The organism is Bradyrhizobium sp. 215_C5_N1_1 (assembly GCF_052075935.1).
GTDB lineage: Bacteria > Pseudomonadota > Alphaproteobacteria > Rhizobiales > Xanthobacteraceae > Bradyrhizobium > Bradyrhizobium barranii.
The window spans coordinates 1-18,890 of the sequence record NZ_CP197228.1 but is presented as its reverse complement, the minus strand read 5'-3'; the positions used below and the strand labels follow the sequence as shown (position 1 = coordinate 18,890).

The following is an 18,890-nucleotide window of genomic DNA, read 5'->3' as shown; positions in this document are numbered from 1 at the left end:
GGATAGCGGTTCGCGTGAAGAAAACGCGTCCAAAACAACGATCAGCGCCTTTTCAGGCCCTTATCCACCATGCGCCAGACCAGCAGATCGATGCGGTCCTGGCCGAAGAACGGCTCGTTCTCGAACACGAAGGTCGGCACGCCCCAATGGCCGGAGGCGGCATGGTCCTTCTCGTTCTCGGCGATCACCCGCTCGTAGCGATCGGGGTCTGCGCTGATCGCTTCATCCATCGCGGCGAGATCGAAGCCGGCCGCCTCAGCGGCGCGCGCGAGGTGATCGCCTTCGTTCCAGCCCGCCACCGAGCCGTCCCACAGCACGCGCGCGATCGCATCGGTGAATGCGAGCGAGCGGCCTTCGAGCTGCGCCATCGCGCCCAGCCGGGTCAGGCGGTGGATGTAGGGCTGCTCGGCCGCAACATCGAATGTCGTCTTGTCCTGCACGATCGGATCGGGTCTCGGAAAGCGGAACGGGATGCCCTCGTGCTGCGCCACGCGCGTGCTGTCGAGCACCACATAGCGAATGAAGTTCGGGCTGGCCTTCTTGAAGAAGCCGGGCACGCGGACGGCGAGCGGATAGACCGGCCGCAAATTCACCGTGAGATCGTACTGTTCGACGAGCTTGAGCGTCTTCGGCAGTGCCAGATAGCTGAAGGGACTGCGGTAGGAGTAGAAGAGGTCCACGGACAGGGTCATCGCACCGGCTCCATGATCCCGATCATCCCGCCAGTCTGCGCGTCAGCATGCGGAAGCGCAAGATCAGGAGGCCGGCATAGACGAACGTGCCGGTCGAGAACCCGATCCAGACGCCGACCGCGCCGAGCCCGACATTGAAGGCCAGCACCCAGGCGATGGGAAAGGCGACGCACCAATAGCCGATCGCCGCGAACAGCAACGTCATCCTTGTATCGTTGATGCCGCGCAGCGCGCCGGCCATGATGGTCTGGAGGCCGTCGGCGATGAAGAAGGTCGCGCCGACCAGCAGCAGGGTCGCCGTCAGCTCGACGGTGGCCGCGCTGGCCTCGCTGCTCCCGAAGAACAGCCGTCCGAGCTCGTAGCGGCCGAGGATGATGGCAACGGTCAGGGCCGAGACCAACGCTACGCCAAGCACCGCCGCGACGAGGCCCGCGCGCCTCACCGCGGCCGGGTCGTCGCGGCCGAAAGCATGGCCGACACGGACCGTCGCCGCCATGCCGATGCCAAGCGGGACCATGAACAGCACGGCCGTGACCTGGAGCGCGATCTGGTGCGCGGCAAGCGCCGTGGTCGAGATCAATCCCATCAGCAGCGCGGCGGACGAGAACAGGCCGTATTCCAGCAGCAGGGAAAACGAGATCGGCGCGCCGACCGCGATGAGCTGTCGCATCAGGGGCCAGTCGATCCGCCACAGATGAGCGAGCGGGCGGTAGTCCGCGAACGGCTTTCGCCATGCGGCGATGGCAAGCACGGCGAGGAAGGTGCCGAGATTGACGAGCGTGGTCGCAAGCCCCGCGCCGAACAGGCCGAGCTCCGGCAGGCCGAACAGGCCGTGGATCAGGCAATAGACCAGCGCCGCGTTGGCGGGGATCGCTGCAACGGTGATCCACAGCGGCGGCTGCGGCCGGTTCACCGCGCTCATCATGCTGCGCAACGCGATGAAGCCGAGCGCCGGCGCGATGCCCCAGGCCAGCCCGTTCAGATAGCGCTGCGCGAGCGCGGCCGATTGCGGCGCCTGTCCGAGCGCCAGCAGGATGCGCTCGCCATAGAGCGGCGAGGCCATCATCGGCAGCGAGATCAGGAGTGCGATCCACAGGCCGGCGCGCAGCGAGCGGCGGATGCGCTTGACGTCGCCGGCACCGAACGCCTGCGCGGCCAGCGGCGACACCGCGGCCATCAATCCGAGCCCGAAGGTGAAGCTGACGAAATAGACCGTGTGCGCCAGCGCGGCGGCTGCGACCGCATCCTCGCCAAGCCGCCCGATCAGCGCGAGATCGGTCGTGATCATCGCGATCTGCCCGAGCTGCGTCAGCATCATCGGCACGGCCAGCCGCAGCGTCTCGACGAACTCTTCGGCGAGATGGTTTTGCGGCACGCCGGCTTGCGGCTGCGGACGAGGCTGGACGGTGTCGAGCATGGCGGTTGCAATAGCACAGCCGCACGTCGAAAACATGGCCCCCGAGTGCGAGATGCTTCTTCACCCTCTCCCCTTGTGGGAGAGGGTGGCTCGCCGCGCAGCGGCGAGACGGGTGAGGGGTATGTCTCCGCGAATTCAAATCAGAGTGGATTCGCGGAGACATACCCCTCATCCGGCGCTTCGCGCCACCTTCTCCCACAAGGGGAGAAGGGAAGAGGAGCCCTCAGCCCTTCCTTTCAGGCACGCGCCTGATCTTCGCGCCGAGCGCGTTCAGGCGTTCGTCGATGCGCTCGTAGCCGCGCTCGATCTGGTCGGCGTTGTTGATCGTGGAGGTGCCCTCGGCGCAGACCGCGGCGAGCAGCATCGCCATGCCGGCGCGGATGTCGGGCGAGATCATCGATGCGCCGCGCAGGCGGCTGGGGCCGGCGATGATGGCACGATGAGGGTCACAAAGAACAATTCGCGCGCCCATGGCGATCAGCTTGTCGACGAAGAACATCCGTGATTCGAACATCTTCTCGAACATCAGGATCACGCCGTCGCATTGCGTGGCGGTGACGATCGCGATCGACATCAGATCAGCCGGGAAGGCCGGCCAGGGCTGGTCTTCCAGCTTCGGCACGTGGCCGCCGAAATCGTCCTGGATCTTCAGCGTCTGGTTCGAGGGCACGATGAGATCGTCGCCCTCGATGCGGCAGACGATGCCGAGCCGCTCGAACCCCATGCGGATCGAACGCAGATGCTCGACGCCGGCGCGCACGATGCGAAGCGGGGAGCGCGTGACGGCCGCAAGCCCGATCAGCGAGCCGACCTCGATATGATCGGGCTGGATCCGGTAGGTCGTGGCGCCCAGCGTCGCCGGTCCATGCACGATCATGGTGTTGGTGCCGATGCCCTCGATTCGCGCGCCGAGCGCGACCAGGAAATTGGCGAGGTCCTGCACATGCGGCTCGGAGGCTGCGTTGCGCAAATGGGTGACGCCGTCGGCGGCGACCGCCGCGACCAGCGCGTTCTCGGTTGCGGTGACGCTCGGCTCGTCCAGAAACACGTCGGCACCGGCGAGCTTTGCCGCGCGGAATTCGAGCCGGTCGGTGGCGGTGACCTTGGCGCCCAGTTGTTCGAGCGCGAGCACATGGGTGTCCAGACGGCGGCGGCCGATGACGTCGCCGCCGGGCGGCGGCAGCATCACTTCGCCGCAGCGGGCGAGCAGGGGGCCCGCGAGCAGGATCGAGGCGCGGATGCGCACGCACAGCTCGGGGTCGAGGTCGGCGGCACGGATGCTCTTGGCGTGGATATGCAGCGTGTTGCGGGCGGTCCATTCCGCCGCCGCGCCGACCGAGCGGATCAGCTCGACCAGCGTCTCGGTGTCACGGATCCGCGGCACGTTCTCCAGCGTCACCGGATGCTCGGTGAGCAGGGCGGCTGCGATGATCGGCAGCGCCGAATTCTTGTTGCCGGACGGCTCGATCGAGCCCGAGAGCCGGTGACCGCCCTCGACAATGTACTGGATGGGCGCCACGGGGTTCTCGCTGTCCTGTTGGGTGGGGCTGTTTCGGGCGGAAACTACAGAGATTTGAGCGCGGGAGCAATTGCGGCGGCCGCAGTTGGTGGCCCCGAGGAAGGTCTGAGACCCTCATGGTGAGGAGCGCGGAACGCGCGTCTCGAACCATAGAGGCCCGGCTCGCGCCCGCAGCCATCCTTCGAGACGCCCGCTATCGCGGGCTCCTCAGGATGAGGTCCGGAGCTTGTGGCGCGGCAGGCCGCTCATCAAAACAGCCCGATGATATTCGCGACCACATAGAGGATCGCGATCAGGATCAGCGCGCCGATCATGACGAAGGAAATCTCGATCTCGATGGCGCCGGTGCCGAGGATGGCGGCCACGGCGGCAAGGAGCCGCTCCTCCCGAAAGATCAGCGCGAGGACCGAGAGCAGGATGGCGAGCAGGCCGAGCGAGATCGCGGTGGCCGAAGCGGTTTCGCTCCAGCTCCGTCCAGCCGATTTCTCGACCTTCGGCGCCTGATACTCCACGCCCTTCACGCGCGCGATCACGCGGTCCTTGATGCGATGGCCGGTGTCGACGATGACCTGGTCCGCCGGGGGCGGCGGGAAGATCATCGGCACCACCCAGTGCGGCAGCACCGCCGCCATCAGCGCCAGCACACCGACAATGCTGCCGATGATGCCGAGACGGCGGGAGGGGAGGGCGGAACTGGTCGACGCGGAGGCGGTCATGGCATGGCGTTTTCCCGGCCGGAATTGGCCTTACGGGTTCATGCCGTTTCGTCGCGATGGTGGGGGGTGAGGTTCAGCGATGCTGGGATCGGCCTAACCGTCATGCCCGGGCTTGTCCCGCCTGCGCGGCCGAAGCCGCTTCGGCGAGGCGAAGGCCCGGGCATCCACGTTCCTTGTTCCGCGGAGCAAGGCGTGGATGGCCGGGACAAGCCCGGCCATGACGCTGCGGAAGCCACGCGCCTCAGATATCGATCGTCGCGCTCAGCGAGTGTTCCTGGATGAAGTCGCGGCGCGGCTCGACCACGTCGCCCATCAGCTTGGTGAAGATGTCGTCGGCCTCGTCGACCTCCTTGACCTTCACCTGCAGCAGCGAGCGCGCATCGATGTCCAGCGTCGTTTCCCAGAGCTGCTCCGGGTTCATCTCGCCCAGACCTTTGTAGCGCTGCAGCGTGATGCCCTTGCGGCCGGCGTCGGTGACCGCTTCGAACAGGTCGACCGGGCCGTAGACCATGTGCTCGATGTCCTTGCGCCGCAGCTTGCCAGGGCGGGCATAAACGTCCTGGAGCTTCACGGTGTATTCGTCGAGCTTGCGGGCTTCGACCGAGCCCAGGAAGGCGGCGTCGATGACGGCGGCTTCCTTGACGCCGCGCACGGTGCGCTCGAACTGGAAGCCCTGGCCTTCCACGTACTGGCCGACCCAGCCGCGCTCGACCTCCTCGGCCTGGTTGTCCAGCCGTCCCGCGATGTATTGTGCCGCTGCGGCGGCTTTCTCGGGATCGCCGTAGATCGCCTTGTTGAGCACGCCGGTGATGGCGGCCTGCTCGATCACCTTGCGATTGTAGCGGCTGTGCAGATTGCGCAGGACGCTGCGGACGGTGCGGGCGTCGTCGACCAGCGAACGCAAGTCGCGGCCGGTGCGATCACCGCCGACGCCGGGAATGAAGACGCAGTCGTCGAGGCCTGTGTCGATCAGATAATCCTCGAGCGCCCGCTCGTCCTTCAGATATTGCTCGGACTTGCCGCGGCTGACCTTATAGAGCGGCGGCTGGGCGATATAGAGGTAACCGCCGTCGATGATGTCGCGCATCTGACGGTAGAAGAAGGTCAGCAGCAGCGTGCGGATGTGGGCGCCGTCGACGTCGGCGTCCGTCATCACGATGATCTTGTGATAGCGCAGCTTATCGATCGAGAACTCGTCGCTGATGCCGGTGCCGAGCGCGGTGATCAGCGTGCCGATCTGCTCGCTTCCCAGCATCTTGTCGGGGCGGACGCGCTCGACGTTGAGGATCTTGCCGCGCAGCGGCAGCACCGCCTGGAATTCGCGGTTGCGGCCCTGCTTGGCGCTGCCGCCTGCCGAGTCGCCCTCGACGATGAAGAGTTCGGACTTCGCCGGGTCCTTTTCCTGGCAGTCGGCGAGCTTGCCGGGCAGCGAGGAGACCGAGAGCGGGCTCTTGCGCGTCAGCTCGCGCGCCTTTCGTGCGGCTTCACGCGCCGCGGCGGCCTGGATCACCTTGCCGACGATCATCTTGGCCTCGGACGGGTGCTCCTCGAACCAGGCCTGGAGCGCCTCGTTGAGGACGTTCTCGACCACGGGACGCACTTCCGAGGACACCAGCTTGTCCTTGGTCTGCGACGAGAATTTCGGATCGGGCACCTTCACCGAGAGAACGGCGGTGAGGCCTTCACGGCAGTCGTCGCCGGTCAGCGCGATCTTTTCCTTTTTGGCGTTGGCCTCGGCATAGCCGTTGACCTGGCGCGTCAGCGCGCCGCGGAAACCGGCCAGATGGGTGCCGCCGTCACGCTGCGGGATGTTGTTGGTGAAGCACAGCACGTTCTCGTGGTAGCTGTCGTTCCACCACAGTGCGGCCTCGACGCCGATGCCGTTGGCTTCCGCGCGCACCATGATCGGCGCCGGCACGATCGCCTTCTTGTTGCGGTCGAGATATTTGACGAACTCCTCGACGCCGCCGGAATAGTGCATCTCCTCGCGCTTCTCGACCGCATGGCGCATGTCGGAGAGGGCGATGTTGACGCCGGAATTGAGGAAGGCGAGCTCGCGCAGCCGGTGCTCCAGCGTCGCAAAATCATATTCGATGTTCTTGAAGGTTTCCGTTGAGGCCTGGAACGTCACCTCGGTGCCGCGCTTGCCCGGCGCGTCGCCGACCACCACCAGCGGTGCGACTGCATCGCCATGGGCGAACTCGATGTAGTGCTCCTTGTTGTCGCGCCAGATGCGCAAGCCGAGCTTGCTCGACAGCGCGTTGACGACGGAGACGCCGACGCCGTGCAGGCCGCCGGAGACCTTGTAGGAATTCTGGTCGAACTTTCCGCCGGCATGGAGCTGGGTCATGATGACCTCGGCCGCGGAGATGCCTTCACCCTTGTGGATGTCGACGGGAATGCCGCGGCCGTCGTCGCGCACCGTGACGGAATTGTCGGCATTGAGCACGACGTCGACGCGCGTGGCATGGCCCGCCAGCGCCTCGTCGATCGCGTTGTCGACGACCTCGTAGACCATGTGGTGCAGGCCCGAGCCGTCGTCGGTGTCGCCGATATACATGCCCGGGCGCTTGCGGACGGCGTCGAGACCCTTGAGCACGCGGATCGATTCCGCCCCGTAATCGCTCGGATTTGAGGGCTCGTTTTCGGCAGGCGTCTGCCGAGCAGGTTCTGTCATGAGAGGCCTTCGAGATGTCGCCCGAATCAGCCGCGCAAAAGGCGCTGATTTGCAGGCTATTTGTGCCATGAAAGACCGCTTGCGCCTAGCGCAAAGTATCTTCCGGCAACCCTTTGACGAAATAGGGATTTTTTGCCGGTTTTCAAGGCTCCTGGAGGCCGATTCTGGGGCTTGCGAAAAGGGCGATTCGAGGTCCTTTTTTTAGCTATTGAAGGCGTGGATTTTGCGGGGCGGAGAAGCGCGTTCCCAGGCGCCTTGGCGCCTCTGAACAGGTCACTGGGTTCAGTAGATCTGATCCGGCTTCTTGTCGTCGTCGCCCAAGCTGAGGGACCAGGCCTCGCCTGAGGCCACGGTGATGGTATCGGTGCGCACCGGATAGCCCGACACGACCAGCTTGTAGGAATATTTGCCGGGCGGCAGATCCAGCGTTTGTGGGTGATTGACGCCGCCCGCGATCTTGATGGTCTGATCGTTGATCGTGAGCGAAGCCGTGTCCGGCGCGAGATAGCCGAATATCAGCCGCGCTTGTCCTGCTATCGGCAGGAAATTGGCCTTCGCCGCGGCCTCCGTATTCCGCTGCACCAGGCTGACAATGGTCTCGTCCTGCGCGCGGCCAAGCTTCAGGGTGGCTGGCCCCTTGGGGGAGGCGAAGGCGAGCTGCACATGATCGGTGGCAACCACAGCTCCATCCGGCTTTTCCTCCCAGCCGCGCTTTGCGAGCTCCGCGCGGTAGAAGGCGAGCACATCGCCGAGCTCGGCCTGCACATGGGCTTCGAGTCCGACCCGCAGCGGGATTTCGATGCCGGTCATATGGGTGGTGTTGGAGCTGGAGAAGTTGTGTTGCTTCGGCACCGGCATCTCGGCGTCTGGATCCGCCGGTGTGAGTGCGGCCGAAGTTTGCGGTGACGGGTGCGGCAGCCATCCGCCGGCGCCTGCGGCGACCAGGCCGCCCGCGAGAAGAGCGAGGCCGCACGCGAACAGCCGCCATCGTGCCGGGACCTTCGTTCTGCGCCTCACCGTCGTCATGCCACTCTCCAGGGATGTCGCGCGTTGTAGTCTTCGCGCGATGCAGCGGCTGCGACACAGTCGCCGCCGCCTCCGGACGACTAGTCGCCCCACCAACTGGACAGGTTCAACCTAGCCGTTACAGGCACAGGCGGCGGGATCAATACATCTGAAGCGGCAGCACGTCGTCGCTTGGCCCCACGAGGAGGCCCCAGGCGTCGCCGGCGGCTACGGTCAGGGTCTCGTTGCGAGTGGGCTGCCCGGGCAGGCGCAGCGCGTACTGGTACTTGCCGGGCGGCAGGCCGAGCATCGGGCCTTTCGGCGATTGCGGGCCGCCGGCGCCGGCAACGCATCCAGCGCGCCAAAGGAAGAATCCACTGCCGGCACTCCCTTCTATACGCGATGATATTTCGCGCAGGCTTTCGAAGCGGATCCCGCCGAACGATTTCTTAGCGAAGAAGGATGAGTCGTGGCGTTGGGGCCGACATGAATCGCCACGACTTGTCGCGCTCAGTCCCTCGCTCTTTCGAGCGCGTGTCGAATGACCTTTTGCTCATCCTCCGTCATCTGCGTCGCGCCAAGCTTGAAGGTCAGCTTGTCGATCTTGCCGGTGAAGCGGAAGGGCAGCTTATAGCTGTCGTCCACCGTCGTGCGGGTGTCGCTGCCGATGTCAAACGTTTCGTCGATGGCCATAAGAAACGGAATCGTGTGCGGGATCGTCTTTGCGGCCACCAGCTTGCCATCGGCCGTCAGTACACCGGTGCCACCCTTGCCCGGACCGGGTCCGTTGTACTTGAAGTCGAATACAATGGTGTGCTTGCCCGGCTTGAGCGCATCGGTAAACAAGTCGCGACCGCCAATGCCACCTTCCCAGCGGTACCGTTCTAGATCGAGCAGGTTATAGACGAAGACCGGCTTGCCTTTGAGCAGGTAGAGGGCGTATCCGCCAAAGCGACCGCCTAGAGTGGCGATCATTCCTTCCGCGCCGCCCTTAGGAACGGTAACCTCGGCCGTGATCGTGTAATCCTTATTGAGAAGGCTCGGAGCGTTAGCGTCAGGGATGCCAGCGTTCTCACCAGAATATGTGAAAACGGTTCGTCCGGCGGTCGCGCTTGGGCGCGGTGTCACAATGCGGGGCAGGACCGAGTTGTCCAGCGGAAAGACCTGGTATTTCCCCGCCTCCGACAGGAACAACGCTTGCAACTCCTTGAGCTTGTCGGGATTCTTGGCTGCGAGGTCATTGGCCTGCGAGTAATCCTCGGCGATGTTGTAAAGCTCCCACTTGTATTCATTGATCCCCGGCAGCTTGGCGGTGCCCAGAAGCCAGGGAGGGGCAGGCGGCGTCGTACATGCATACCAACCATCGTGATAGATGCCGCGGTTGGCGAACATCTCGAAATATTGCGTGTCGCGCTTTGACGGTGCATTGGCGTTGGCCTGGTCGAACGTATAGGCCATGCTGACGCCCTCGATGGGCCTTTGCTTGATGCCATTGACGGTGTCGGGAGCCTGAATGCCGGTGGCTTCAAGAATCGTCGGCACGATGTCGATCATGTGATGGAATTGGCTGCGGATGCCGCCGACGTCCTTGATGTGGCCGGGCCATGAGATGGCCATGCCTTGCCGGGTGCCGCCGAAGTGCGATGCCACCTGCTTGGTCCATTTGAACGGGGTATCGAAGGCCCACGACCACGCCACCGACATATGCGGGTAGGTCTTGTCGGAGCCCCAATCCTCGTAATGGAGCATCAGCTCGGTTTCGGGCAGTTTCAGAATGCCGTTGTAGGCGGTCATCTGGTTCGGCGTGCCCTCGAGGGTTCCTTCGGCGCTGGTGCCATTGTCGCCGCTGATGTAGATGATCAGCGTGTTGTCGAGTTTGCCCATGTCCTCGACCGCCTGGATGACGCGGCCGATTTCGTAGTCGGTATACGCCGCATAGCCGGCAAACACCTCGGCTTCGCGCGCGTACAATTTCTTCTGGATGAACGAGAGCGAGTCCCATTTCGGCAGCGTATCCGGCCAGGGAGTGAGCTGGGTGTTCGCCGGGATCACCCCGAGCCGCTTCTGGTTGGCGAAGATCTGCTCGCGCAGCTTCTCCCAACCCATGTCGAACTTGCCCTTGAACTTCTCGCTCCATTCCTTCTTCGGCTGATGTGGCGAATGGGTGCCGCCGGGCACGTAGTAGACGAAGAACGGCTTCTCGGGCGCCGCCGCGTTCAGTCCGTTCATGTAGTTGATGGCGTCATCCGCCATGTCGGTGATGAGGTTGTAGCCGGTCTTGCCGACCCATGGAAAAACCTGGCTCGTGTTGCGGAAAAGGTAAGGCGTCCACTGGTCGGTCTCGCCGCCCATGAACCCATAAAAATACTGAAATCCCATGCCGATTGGCCATTGGTCGAACGGCCCGGCCGAGCTGTACAGATAGGTCGGGGTGTTGTGGTTCTTGCCGAACCATGAGGTGGCAAATCCATTGTCCCGAAGGATAGTCCCGACCGTTGCACTGTCGGGGCCGATGACGGAATCGTAGCCGGGAAAGCCGGTGGACATTTCACCGATCACGCCAAACCCCACCGAGTGGTGGTTGCGGCCGGTGATCAGCGCTGCCCGCGTCGGCGAGCAGAGCGCTGTCGAGTGAAACTGCGTGTAACGCAGGCCCGCCTTGGCGATGCGATCCATGTTCGGGGTCGGGACCACCCCACCGAAGGTGCCGGTCACGCCATAACCCTGGTCGTCGGTCATGATCAGCAGCACGTTCGGCGCGCCTTTGGGCGGCACAACGGACGGTGGCCAGTATGGCTTGGAGTCCGTGGCATCTTCCTTGATCACGCCTTCGAACTTCGGAGGTTCAGGCGGAAGCTGCTTGCCATCGATGGTTGTCGTGGCGCTCGGCGAACCCGGCGTGCCGGTGGTTTGCTGCGCGAGGCAGGTCGTCTCCAGAGCACACAGCCAAAAAGCGACGGTCAGTGCGGTGCCGCAAAGCAGCAAGTTGCGGTGGTTTAGTAAGCGGCTTTCTGGCTTTGAGCTATCGTCAACGTGACGGGTACGCGTCATTGGAAGCTCCCTCTTGGAGACGTCAGAACCCTGTTGACGCCTATTCGGGACGCGATGCCGCAACGCTCTGTTGATCTAGATCAACTTTCCGCCCACGGGTCCGAAACGCCGGCTGTGCGTGGGCGCACCTGCTTCGTCGCACCTCAATACATTTGCAGCGGAAGCACGTCGCCGCTTGGTCCCACCAGGAGGCCCCAGGCATCGCCGGCGGCAACGGTGAGGGTGTCGGTGCGGGCGGGCTGACCGGGCATACGCAGCGCGTACTGGTACTTGCCGGGCGGGAGGTCGAGCATCGGGCCTTTCGGCGATTGCGGGCCGCCGGCGCCGGCCGCGATCTTGATGGTCTGCTTGTTGATCGTCAGCGACGCCTCCTTCGGCCCGATATTGCCGAGCATCAGCCTGGCCTGGCCCGCCTTGGGCATGATGTCGGCCTTGGCCGCGGCCTGCGGATTCCGCTGCACCAGGCTGACCGTTGTCTCCTCCCTGGCGCGGCCGAGCTTCAGCATGGCCGGACCCTCCGGCGAGGCGAACGCCAGCTCCGCCCGCTCGGCGGTAACAGTCGCGCCGTCAGTCTTTTCCTGCCAGCCGCGCTTGGTGAGCTCTGCGCGATAGAAGGCGAGGACATCTGAGAGCTCAGCCGGAATGCTGGCTTCGAGCTCCTTGCGGAAAGACTGGTCGCTGCCGGGGAATTTCGTCGAGCTGATCCCGCTCGAGCTGCGCTGCGTCGGCACCGGCAGGGCGGAATCGGGATCGGGCTTCAGCGGCTCGGTCGATTTGGCTTGGATCGGCTTTGCTTCTGCCGATTTGGCCTCAACCGGCTTCGCCGCAGCCACCATGAGGCCGGATCCGGTGGCGCTGACATTCACCTTCGGGCCCATCTGCATCACGGTCATCGAGATCGATTTGCCGGCCTTGGAGAATTCCATCACCGCCATGTTGGGCTGGTTGATGACGGAGGGCTGCTCTTTCCAGCCCGCGTTCTTCAGCGATGCGCGGTAGAAGCTGCCGAGCGCCTTCACGCTCGACGTGGAAGAGAATTCGAGCCGGCCGTCGCCGCCTTCGAACGTCACGCCTTCGGCGGTCTCGGGCAGCGGCACCGGTGTCTTGCTGTTGGCGAGCGCATTGAGCGGCGCATCGGAGAGTCCGGCGGCCTGCACCTTGCGCCGCGCCTCGTCGGCGGCGATGAGTTGCTTGGCCGCACCGAGCGCGTCACCAAGAAATTTCTCATCGGCTTCTTTCTTCGCCTTGGCGCGGGCGGCCAGCGCGGATTCTTTCACCTGCACGTTCAGGCTGATCATGGTGAAATCATATTTGCGGCCAAGCCGCAGCACGCCGGTCTCCTCGGCGTTGGAGACTTTGATTGCGACTTCGTCGCCGGGCGCGAGCGGCGCGCTGCCATCTTCCTGCCAGCCGCGCGCGGCGAGCTCGCGATGATAGAAGGCGAGCACGGCGGGCAGCTCGGCCATCGCGGCGGCCGACATCTCGCGCTTGTTGGAGCTTGCGCTGCCGAGGCCCCTGGCCGTCTTGGTCGGATTCGGCCGCGGCAGCCCGGCCAGATCGCTATCGGCCTTGAGCTCGCTGGGCAGGGCGAAGGGCGCGACGCGGATATCGACATTGGTGCGGCCGTCGTCGCGGCGCGTCAGTGTCAGCATGACCGGCTTCTGCTGGTAGAAGCCGGTGTCCTTGCTGTCGGGGTGCGCGTAGAAGGCGCGCAGGCCGTTGGGAACGGTTTCATCGAGGCTGGTCGTCCAGCGCGCGGCGGTTTCCGGCGTGAGCTTCTGCCAGCCGATCGCAGCCATCTGGCTGGCGTAGAAATCCGACGTCGCATCGAGCGCGCTCGGCGCGATGCAGCCGAGATAGGGCCGGGTCCCATCGAACATGATGTCGCTCGCGCCGTCCGGAAACGGCACGTTCCCGTAGATCCGGTCGGTCGTGTAGTAGACCACGGATTGATCGGGCCGGCCGAGGGCCTGCGTGAAGTGAACCGAAAGGCCCTGCCGTCCCTTCTTGAAGTTCAGCGTGGTGCTCTTCTCCTCCAGCGGCCTCACATAGGGCACCCAGCCGTCGGCGCTCAGGAGTTTCTTCACCGCCGGCGACGTCACGGCTTCCGGCGTCGGCATGCGGTATTCGACGCGGTAGGGATCGGGGCGCGAGGTGTCTTCCACGGCGCCCTCGAGCTGCGGCAGCGCATGGACGTCGACAATGCCTCCGTCGGCAGCGGCCGCGATCGAGCAGCTCGCCATCAGGACAAGGCCGCAGGCAAGCAGCTGCCATCGTGCCGGGACTTGCGTCCCGCGCGGGATCATCGACATCGTCACGTCTCCTGGATATCGCGCAAGGCTCAGGCGCGCGCATTTGCAGGCTGCGACACCGTCGACGCGGCCTCAGACGAGAAGTCGCGGCAGAAACCCGGGAGGTTCAATACAGCAGGAGCGGCGACCATGCCTCTCCGTCGCGCCCGACCGTAAGCTCCCAGGTATCGCCGGCGGCGAAGTTGAGGATGTTCGTCGTGGCTGGATGGCCCGGCACGCTCACCTCGTAGGAATATTGGCCGGGCTGCAGATCCAGCGAAACCGCGTAGGCGCCGGCAGCGTGCTTGATGGTCCGGTCGTTGATCGTGAGCGTGGCTTCCGTTTCGCTGATATTGGAGAACACCAGCTTCGCCTGGCCGGGCTCGGGCATCACGTTCGCATTGGCCGCGACAGATGCGTTCTTCTGCACGAGATTGACGGCGGTGCTGGCGTCTTTGCGGTCGAGCGCCAGCATGCCAGGTCCGAGCGGGGAGGCGAAGGCGAGCTTGACGTGATCGGCGGAGACCACCGCGCCATCGCGCTGCTCCTGCCAGCCGAGCTTGCTGAGCTCGGTGCGGTAGAAGGCGAGGACGTCGCCGAGCTCGGCGGGCACGGTGGCCTCCAGCCTTGTGCGGAGCGGCGTTTCAACGCCCTTGACGACGGTGGTGTGCGTTCCTCGGTAGCTGTAACGGGTCGGAGCGGGCAGCTTGGCAGCGGGGTCCGGCGTGAGCGCCGATGCGAACAGCGGCGACAGATGCGGCACCCAGGCGCTGGCGCTTGCTGCGAGCATGCAGACCGCGAGCAAGAGGAGGCCGCACGCAAACGCCAGCCATTGAGCCGGGACCCGCGCCCCGGTCCTTACCGTCCGCATCTCATTCTCCAGGGTTTTCGCGCGTGATGTCATTTGCGCGCTGGCGAAGGCCGTGACAGGCATCGCCGCGGCCTCAAAGGCTAGTCGCGATTGCAAACGGCCGGGTTCAACGGCGCGGTCTAGCGCCGGGCGGAGACACGTCCGCTCTCGACGTCAAAGACATCGCCGCCTGCGCCAATGTCGGCGAAGGCGGCGGGGTCGGCACCGGTCAGCCACACCTGCGCGCCGAGCTTGCGCAGCTCCTCGAACAGCGCCGCGCGCCGGTTCGGATCGAGATGCGCGACGACCTCGTCGAGCAGCAGCAGCGGCACGATGCCGGTCATCTCGGCGACCAGGCTCGCATGCGCCAGCACGAGGCCAATCAGCAGCGCCTTCTGCTCGCCGGTCGAGGCATCGCGCGCCGGCATGCTCTTCGGCGCATAGATCACCTGGAGATCGGTGAGGTGCGGACCGTCGGTGGTGCGGCCGGCGATGGCGTCGCGCGGGCGGTTGTCGCGCAGGATTTGGCGGTAGCGGTCCTCGACCGACGTCGCGGTCTCGTTGAGCAGCGCGTTCTCCATCCAGCCGTCCAGCGCGATTTGCGCGGACGGAAAGGCGGATTCCTGCGCGCGGGCGTTGAGCATGCCCGTCAAACGCGCCGCAGTCTGGCCGCGCGTTGCGGCGACCGCGACCGCAAGCTCCGCGGTCTCGCGCTCGATTGCGTCACACCAATGGTCGTCGTAATTGCGCGTCTCGAGCAGGCGGTTGCGCGACCGCAGGGAGCGTTCGAGCGCGGAGATGCGGCTGGAATGCTCGCTGTCGATCGCCAGCACCAGGCGGTCGAAGAAGCGCCGCCGCTCGGAGGCCGCGCCCATGAACAGCCCGTCCATCGCCGGCGTCAGCCACACCATGCGGATATGGTCGCCGAAGGCGGTGGCCGAATTGACCGGCTCGCGGTCGATGCGGCAGCGCCGGCTGACTGTGGCGTCCGCGCGCGGCGCGTCGATGCCGGTGCCGAGCGTGGCGAGCCCCAGCGCGCCCTCGACCTGCGCCGACACCGCCCAGGAGCCGTCGCCCTGGTTGTCGGCGACATCTTCCAGCGTGGCGCGCCGCAAGCCGCGGCCCGGCGACAGGAACGAGATCGCCTCGATACAATTGGTCTTGCCGGCCCCGTTCGGCCCGACCAGCGCCACCATGTCAGCCGCCGTCTCGAGCCCCGCCGCCCGGTAATTGCGAAAATGCGTCAGCGTCAGGCGTTGAATGCGGGAGGGGGTCATATCACTCTGTCATTGCCGGGCAGTGCCTTCCCTCCCCCCTTGTGGGGGAGGGTGGCGCCTCACGAAGTGAGGCGACGGGTGAGGGGTATCTTACCGCCCGGCAAGCTTTGCAAGGATGTCTTCCAACACAGAAGCGGGTTGCTGTAGCACGTCATTGTTCCAGTAGCGCGCTATGGCGAAACCTTTGGCGGACAAGGCCGCGTCACGAGCTGCGTCGCTTTCCGATTCTGCATGTTGGCTTCCGTCAATCTCGATCACGAGTCTTTTCTCGAAACAGACAAAGTCGAGAATGTAGTTCTTGAACGGCTCCTGTCGGCGAAACTTGAATGTGGAGAGCCGACGATCCCTCAGCAAGCGCCACATTGCCATTTCGGCGTCAGTCGGCTCGTGCCGCATCTTCCGTGCAAATTGGCGGAGAGGCGGGGAGGTCGGTCGATGGGACGGGTCTCGTGGCACCAACCCCTCACCCAAGTGAGTTTGCGTCAAACACCGGTGCAGCCCTCTCCCACAAGGGGAGAGGGCGCAGTAACGTGCATCGCGCTTGGTTCTAAAGGCAGTGTGCGCTGGCGAGGGAACACGTCCCTCACACCCGCATCGGCATCAGCACATACAGCGCGCTCTTGTCGTCCTTGTCCTGCACCAGCGTCGGCGAGCCGGGGTCGGCGAGCTTCAGCGTGGCGACGTCGCCTTCGATCTGGGCGGCGATGTCGAGGAGGTAGCGGGAGTTGAAGCCGATATCGAGGGCGTCGGAGGCGTATTCGACTTCGAGCTCTTCGGTCGCGCTGCCGGAATCCGGGTTGGTGACCGATAGCACCAGCTTGCCCGGCGACAGCGAGAGCTTCACGGCCCGGCCGCGCTCGCTGGAGATGGTGGAGACGCGGTCGACCGCGTTCTCGAAATCCTTCTTGTCGACGACGAGTTCCTTGTCGTTGCCCTGCGGGATCACGCGGCCATAGTCGGGGAAGGTGCCGTCGATCAGCTTCGAGGTCAGCACCACATTGCCGATGGTGAAGCGGATCTTGGCCTGCGACAGCTCGATCGTGACTTCGGCCTCGTTGTCCTCGATCAGGCGCTGCACCTCGCCGACGGTTTTCCGAGGCACGATCACGCCGGGCATGCCGTCGGCGCCCTTGGGCTGGACCAGGTCGAGCTGGGCGAGCCGGTGGCCGTCGGTGGCAACGCCGCGCAGGGTGGCGGCCGTGGCCGTGCCCGCGGCGTGCAGATAGATGCCGTTGAGGTAATAGCGCGTCTCTTCGGTCGAGATCGCGAACTGGGTGCGGTCGATCAGCCGCTTGACGTCCTTGGCGGCGAGCGAGAACGAATGCGACATGTCGCCGGCGGCCAGATCCGGGAAATCATTCTCCGGCAGGGTCTGCAGCGTGAAGCGCGAGCGGCCGGCGCGGATCGCCAGCACGGCGCGGTCGCCGTCGGCCTCCAGCACGATCTGCGAGCCATCGGGCAGCTTGCGCACGATGTCGTAGAACATGTGCGCCGGCACGGTGGTGGAGCCCGCGGTCGCGGTTTCGGCCGGGAGCGTCTCGGTCACCTCGAGGTCGAGGTCGGTCGCCTTCAGCGACAATTTCGCGTTCTCGGCGCGGACCAGCACGTTGCCGAGGATCGGAATGGTGTTGCGGCGCTCGACCACGCGGTGGACATGACCCAGCGATTTCAGGAGTTGCGCGCGTTCGACCGTAACCTTCATTGCACTACTCGCCCGATCCCCAAGGAAACACAACGTTGGAAAAGCCGGGCGGCGGGACGCGCGCCACGGCATCGAAGACCCCGAAAAGCCGGATCATCCAGCCGATATGACCAAAGCCGTCAGGGTCGCGCAAGGTGGCGCGGAAAGCCATCCGTTTCAAGGGATTGGGGGGTGGTTCCCCACGATTTACAGCCCAAAAGGAGGGCGGCCGTCCCGGCAAACGAACACCGCCGCCCAGGCATGGCCGGGGCGGCGGGAGAATGGCAGGAGCCTTAGGCGTTTATTCCTGAAGCTGGCGCTTCAGCGACTCGACTTCCTCGGACAGCGCCGTGTCCTTGTTGACCAGCGCCTCGATCTTGCGCACAGCGTGCAGCACCGTGGTGTGGTCGCGCCCGCCGAAGCGGCGGCCGATCTCGGGCAGCGAGCGCAGGGTCAGCGTCTTGGCGAGATACATCGCCACCTGGCGCGGACGGACCACGTTGGCGGTGCGGCGCGAGGACAGGAGGTCGGAACGGCTGACATTATACTGCCGCGCCACCACGCGCTGGATGTCCTCGATCTTGATCCGCTTCGGCTCCTGCGGCCGGACCAGATCGCGCACCTCGCGCTCGGCCATCTCCAGCGTCACCGGCTGGTTGTTCAGCTTCGAGTGCGCGAGAAGCCGGTTGATCGCGCCTTCGAGGTCGCGGCCGTTATGGGTGATGGTGCGCGCCAGATAGAGCAGCACCTCCTCCGGCACGTCGAAGGTGGCGTGATGGGCGCGGGCCGCCGCGACGCGCGACTTCAGGATGCCATGCCGCAGTTCTTCGCCGAGCGAGCCCATCTCGACCACGAGACCGCCGGCGAGACGCGAACGCACGCGATCGTCGAGGCTTTCGAGGTCGGACGGCGGACGGTCGGCCGCGATCACGACCTGGCGGCCGGCATCGATCAGCGCGTTCAGCGTGTGACAGAACTCGGCCTGGGTCGACTTGCCCTGCAGGAACTGGAGATCGTCGATCACGAGCACGTCGATGCCGCGCAGCGCTTCCTTGAAGGCGAGCGCCGTCTGCGTCTTCAGCGCGGCGACGAAGCCGTACATGAATTTTTCCGCGGTGAGATAGAGCACCTTGCGCTCGTTGCCGGAATTGCCGGCCCAGGTCACGGCCTGGAGCAGATGCGTCTTGCCCAGCCCAACGCCCGCATGGATGTAGAGCGGGTTGAACATGACGGGATCGCCGCGACGCCCTTCGGCGACCTGACGTGCCGCCGCATGCGCCAGCGTGTTGGAGCGGCCGACGACGAAGCTCGCAAAGGTCAGGCGCGGATCGAGCGGCGAGCCGCCGAGCGCGTCATGATTTGCGGAGACCGGCGCAGTCGCCGTCGAGCGCAGTTCCGGCGCGGGCGCGCGGCGTGTTTCGACCGGCGCAGGCGTCTCCTTCTGCTGCACGACCGGGCGCACCGCGGAGCGAACGGTGAGATCGATGCGATGAACTTCCGGCGCCTCGGCCTGCCAGCACGACAGTACGCGCTCGGCATAATGCGCCTGAATCCAGCTCTTCAGGAAGCGCGTCGGCACCGAGAGCCGCACGCTCTCCTCCTGCACGCCTTCCAGATCCATACGGGCGAACCAGCTCGTATAGACGTCTTCGCCTACGTTCGAGCGCAGCCGGCTCTTCACGCGTGACCAGCGATCCTGTTCCGATGTGTTCAT

General features: G+C 65.1%; 13 protein-coding genes and 1 pseudogene. All 14 read right to left on the bottom strand.

The window, feature by feature from the left end; translation table 11 throughout:
* Positions 1-41 precede the first annotated feature (41 nt).
* Positions 42-692, bottom strand: a complete 651-nt coding sequence (locus AB7G19_RS00070) for a 2-hydroxychromene-2-carboxylate isomerase (RefSeq protein WP_441267657.1) — start codon at positions 690-692, stop codon at positions 42-44.
* Positions 693-714: 22 nt separating this feature from the next.
* Positions 715-2,109 (bottom strand): MATE family efflux transporter, encoded by a 1,395-nt coding sequence (locus AB7G19_RS00065; protein WP_085405070.1) that lies wholly within the window; start codon positions 2,107-2,109, stop codon positions 715-717.
* 223 nt (positions 2,110-2,332) lie between these two features.
* Complete coding sequence (gene murA, locus AB7G19_RS00060) at positions 2,333-3,628, bottom strand: UDP-N-acetylglucosamine 1-carboxyvinyltransferase (protein ID WP_014491005.1); 1,296 nt, start codon at positions 3,626-3,628, stop codon at positions 2,333-2,335.
* 248 nt (positions 3,629-3,876) lie between these two features.
* Positions 3,877-4,344 carry a hypothetical protein gene (locus AB7G19_RS00055; RefSeq protein WP_441267656.1) on the bottom strand — a complete coding sequence of 156 codons (468 nt, stop codon included), beginning with the start codon at positions 4,342-4,344 and terminating at the stop codon, positions 3,877-3,879.
* Positions 4,345-4,585: 241 nt separating this feature from the next.
* A complete protein-coding gene (gene gyrB, locus AB7G19_RS00050; protein WP_085405072.1) occupies positions 4,586-7,021 on the bottom strand; it encodes a DNA topoisomerase (ATP-hydrolyzing) subunit B in 2,436 nt (811 codons plus the stop codon).
* 282 nt (positions 7,022-7,303) lie between these two features.
* Positions 7,304-8,047, bottom strand: coding sequence for a hypothetical protein (locus AB7G19_RS00045; RefSeq protein ID WP_135214081.1), 744 nt, complete (start codon positions 8,045-8,047; stop codon positions 7,304-7,306).
* Between the two features lie 139 nt (positions 8,048-8,186).
* A pseudogene (locus AB7G19_RS00040) lies at positions 8,187-8,372 on the bottom strand (hypothetical protein); the annotation flags it as partial.
* 164 nt (positions 8,373-8,536) lie between these two features.
* Positions 8,537-11,077, bottom strand: coding sequence for an arylsulfatase (locus tag AB7G19_RS00035; protein ID WP_441267655.1), 2,541 nt, complete (start codon positions 11,075-11,077; stop codon positions 8,537-8,539).
* A 143-nt stretch (positions 11,078-11,220) separates the two neighbouring features.
* The gene (locus AB7G19_RS00030; RefSeq protein ID WP_135214082.1) at positions 11,221-13,389 is read right to left on the bottom strand and encodes a hypothetical protein; all 2,169 of its coding nucleotides are present in this window, start codon (positions 13,387-13,389) and stop codon (positions 11,221-11,223) included.
* Positions 13,390-13,495: 106 nt separating this feature from the next.
* Positions 13,496-14,239 carry a hypothetical protein gene (locus tag AB7G19_RS00025; protein ID WP_085405117.1) on the bottom strand — a complete coding sequence of 248 codons (744 nt, stop codon included), beginning with the start codon at positions 14,237-14,239 and terminating at the stop codon, positions 13,496-13,498.
* Between the two features lie 119 nt (positions 14,240-14,358).
* Positions 14,359-15,495 (bottom strand): DNA replication/repair protein RecF, encoded by a 1,137-nt coding sequence (gene recF / locus AB7G19_RS00020; RefSeq protein ID WP_085405075.1) that lies wholly within the window; start codon positions 15,493-15,495, stop codon positions 14,359-14,361.
* A gap of 90 nt (positions 15,496-15,585) precedes the next feature.
* Positions 15,586-15,951, bottom strand: coding sequence for an endonuclease domain-containing protein (locus AB7G19_RS00015; protein WP_085405118.1), 366 nt, complete (start codon positions 15,949-15,951; stop codon positions 15,586-15,588).
* 127 nt (positions 15,952-16,078) lie between these two features.
* On the bottom strand, positions 16,079-17,197 hold the full coding sequence (gene dnaN, locus AB7G19_RS00010) for a DNA polymerase III subunit beta (protein WP_014491013.1): 1,119 nt from the start codon (positions 17,195-17,197) through the stop codon (positions 16,079-16,081).
* 280 nt (positions 17,198-17,477) lie between these two features.
* A partial coding sequence (gene dnaA / locus AB7G19_RS00005; protein WP_063980098.1) for a chromosomal replication initiator protein DnaA occupies positions 17,478-18,890 on the bottom strand: 1,413 nt, incomplete at its 5' end.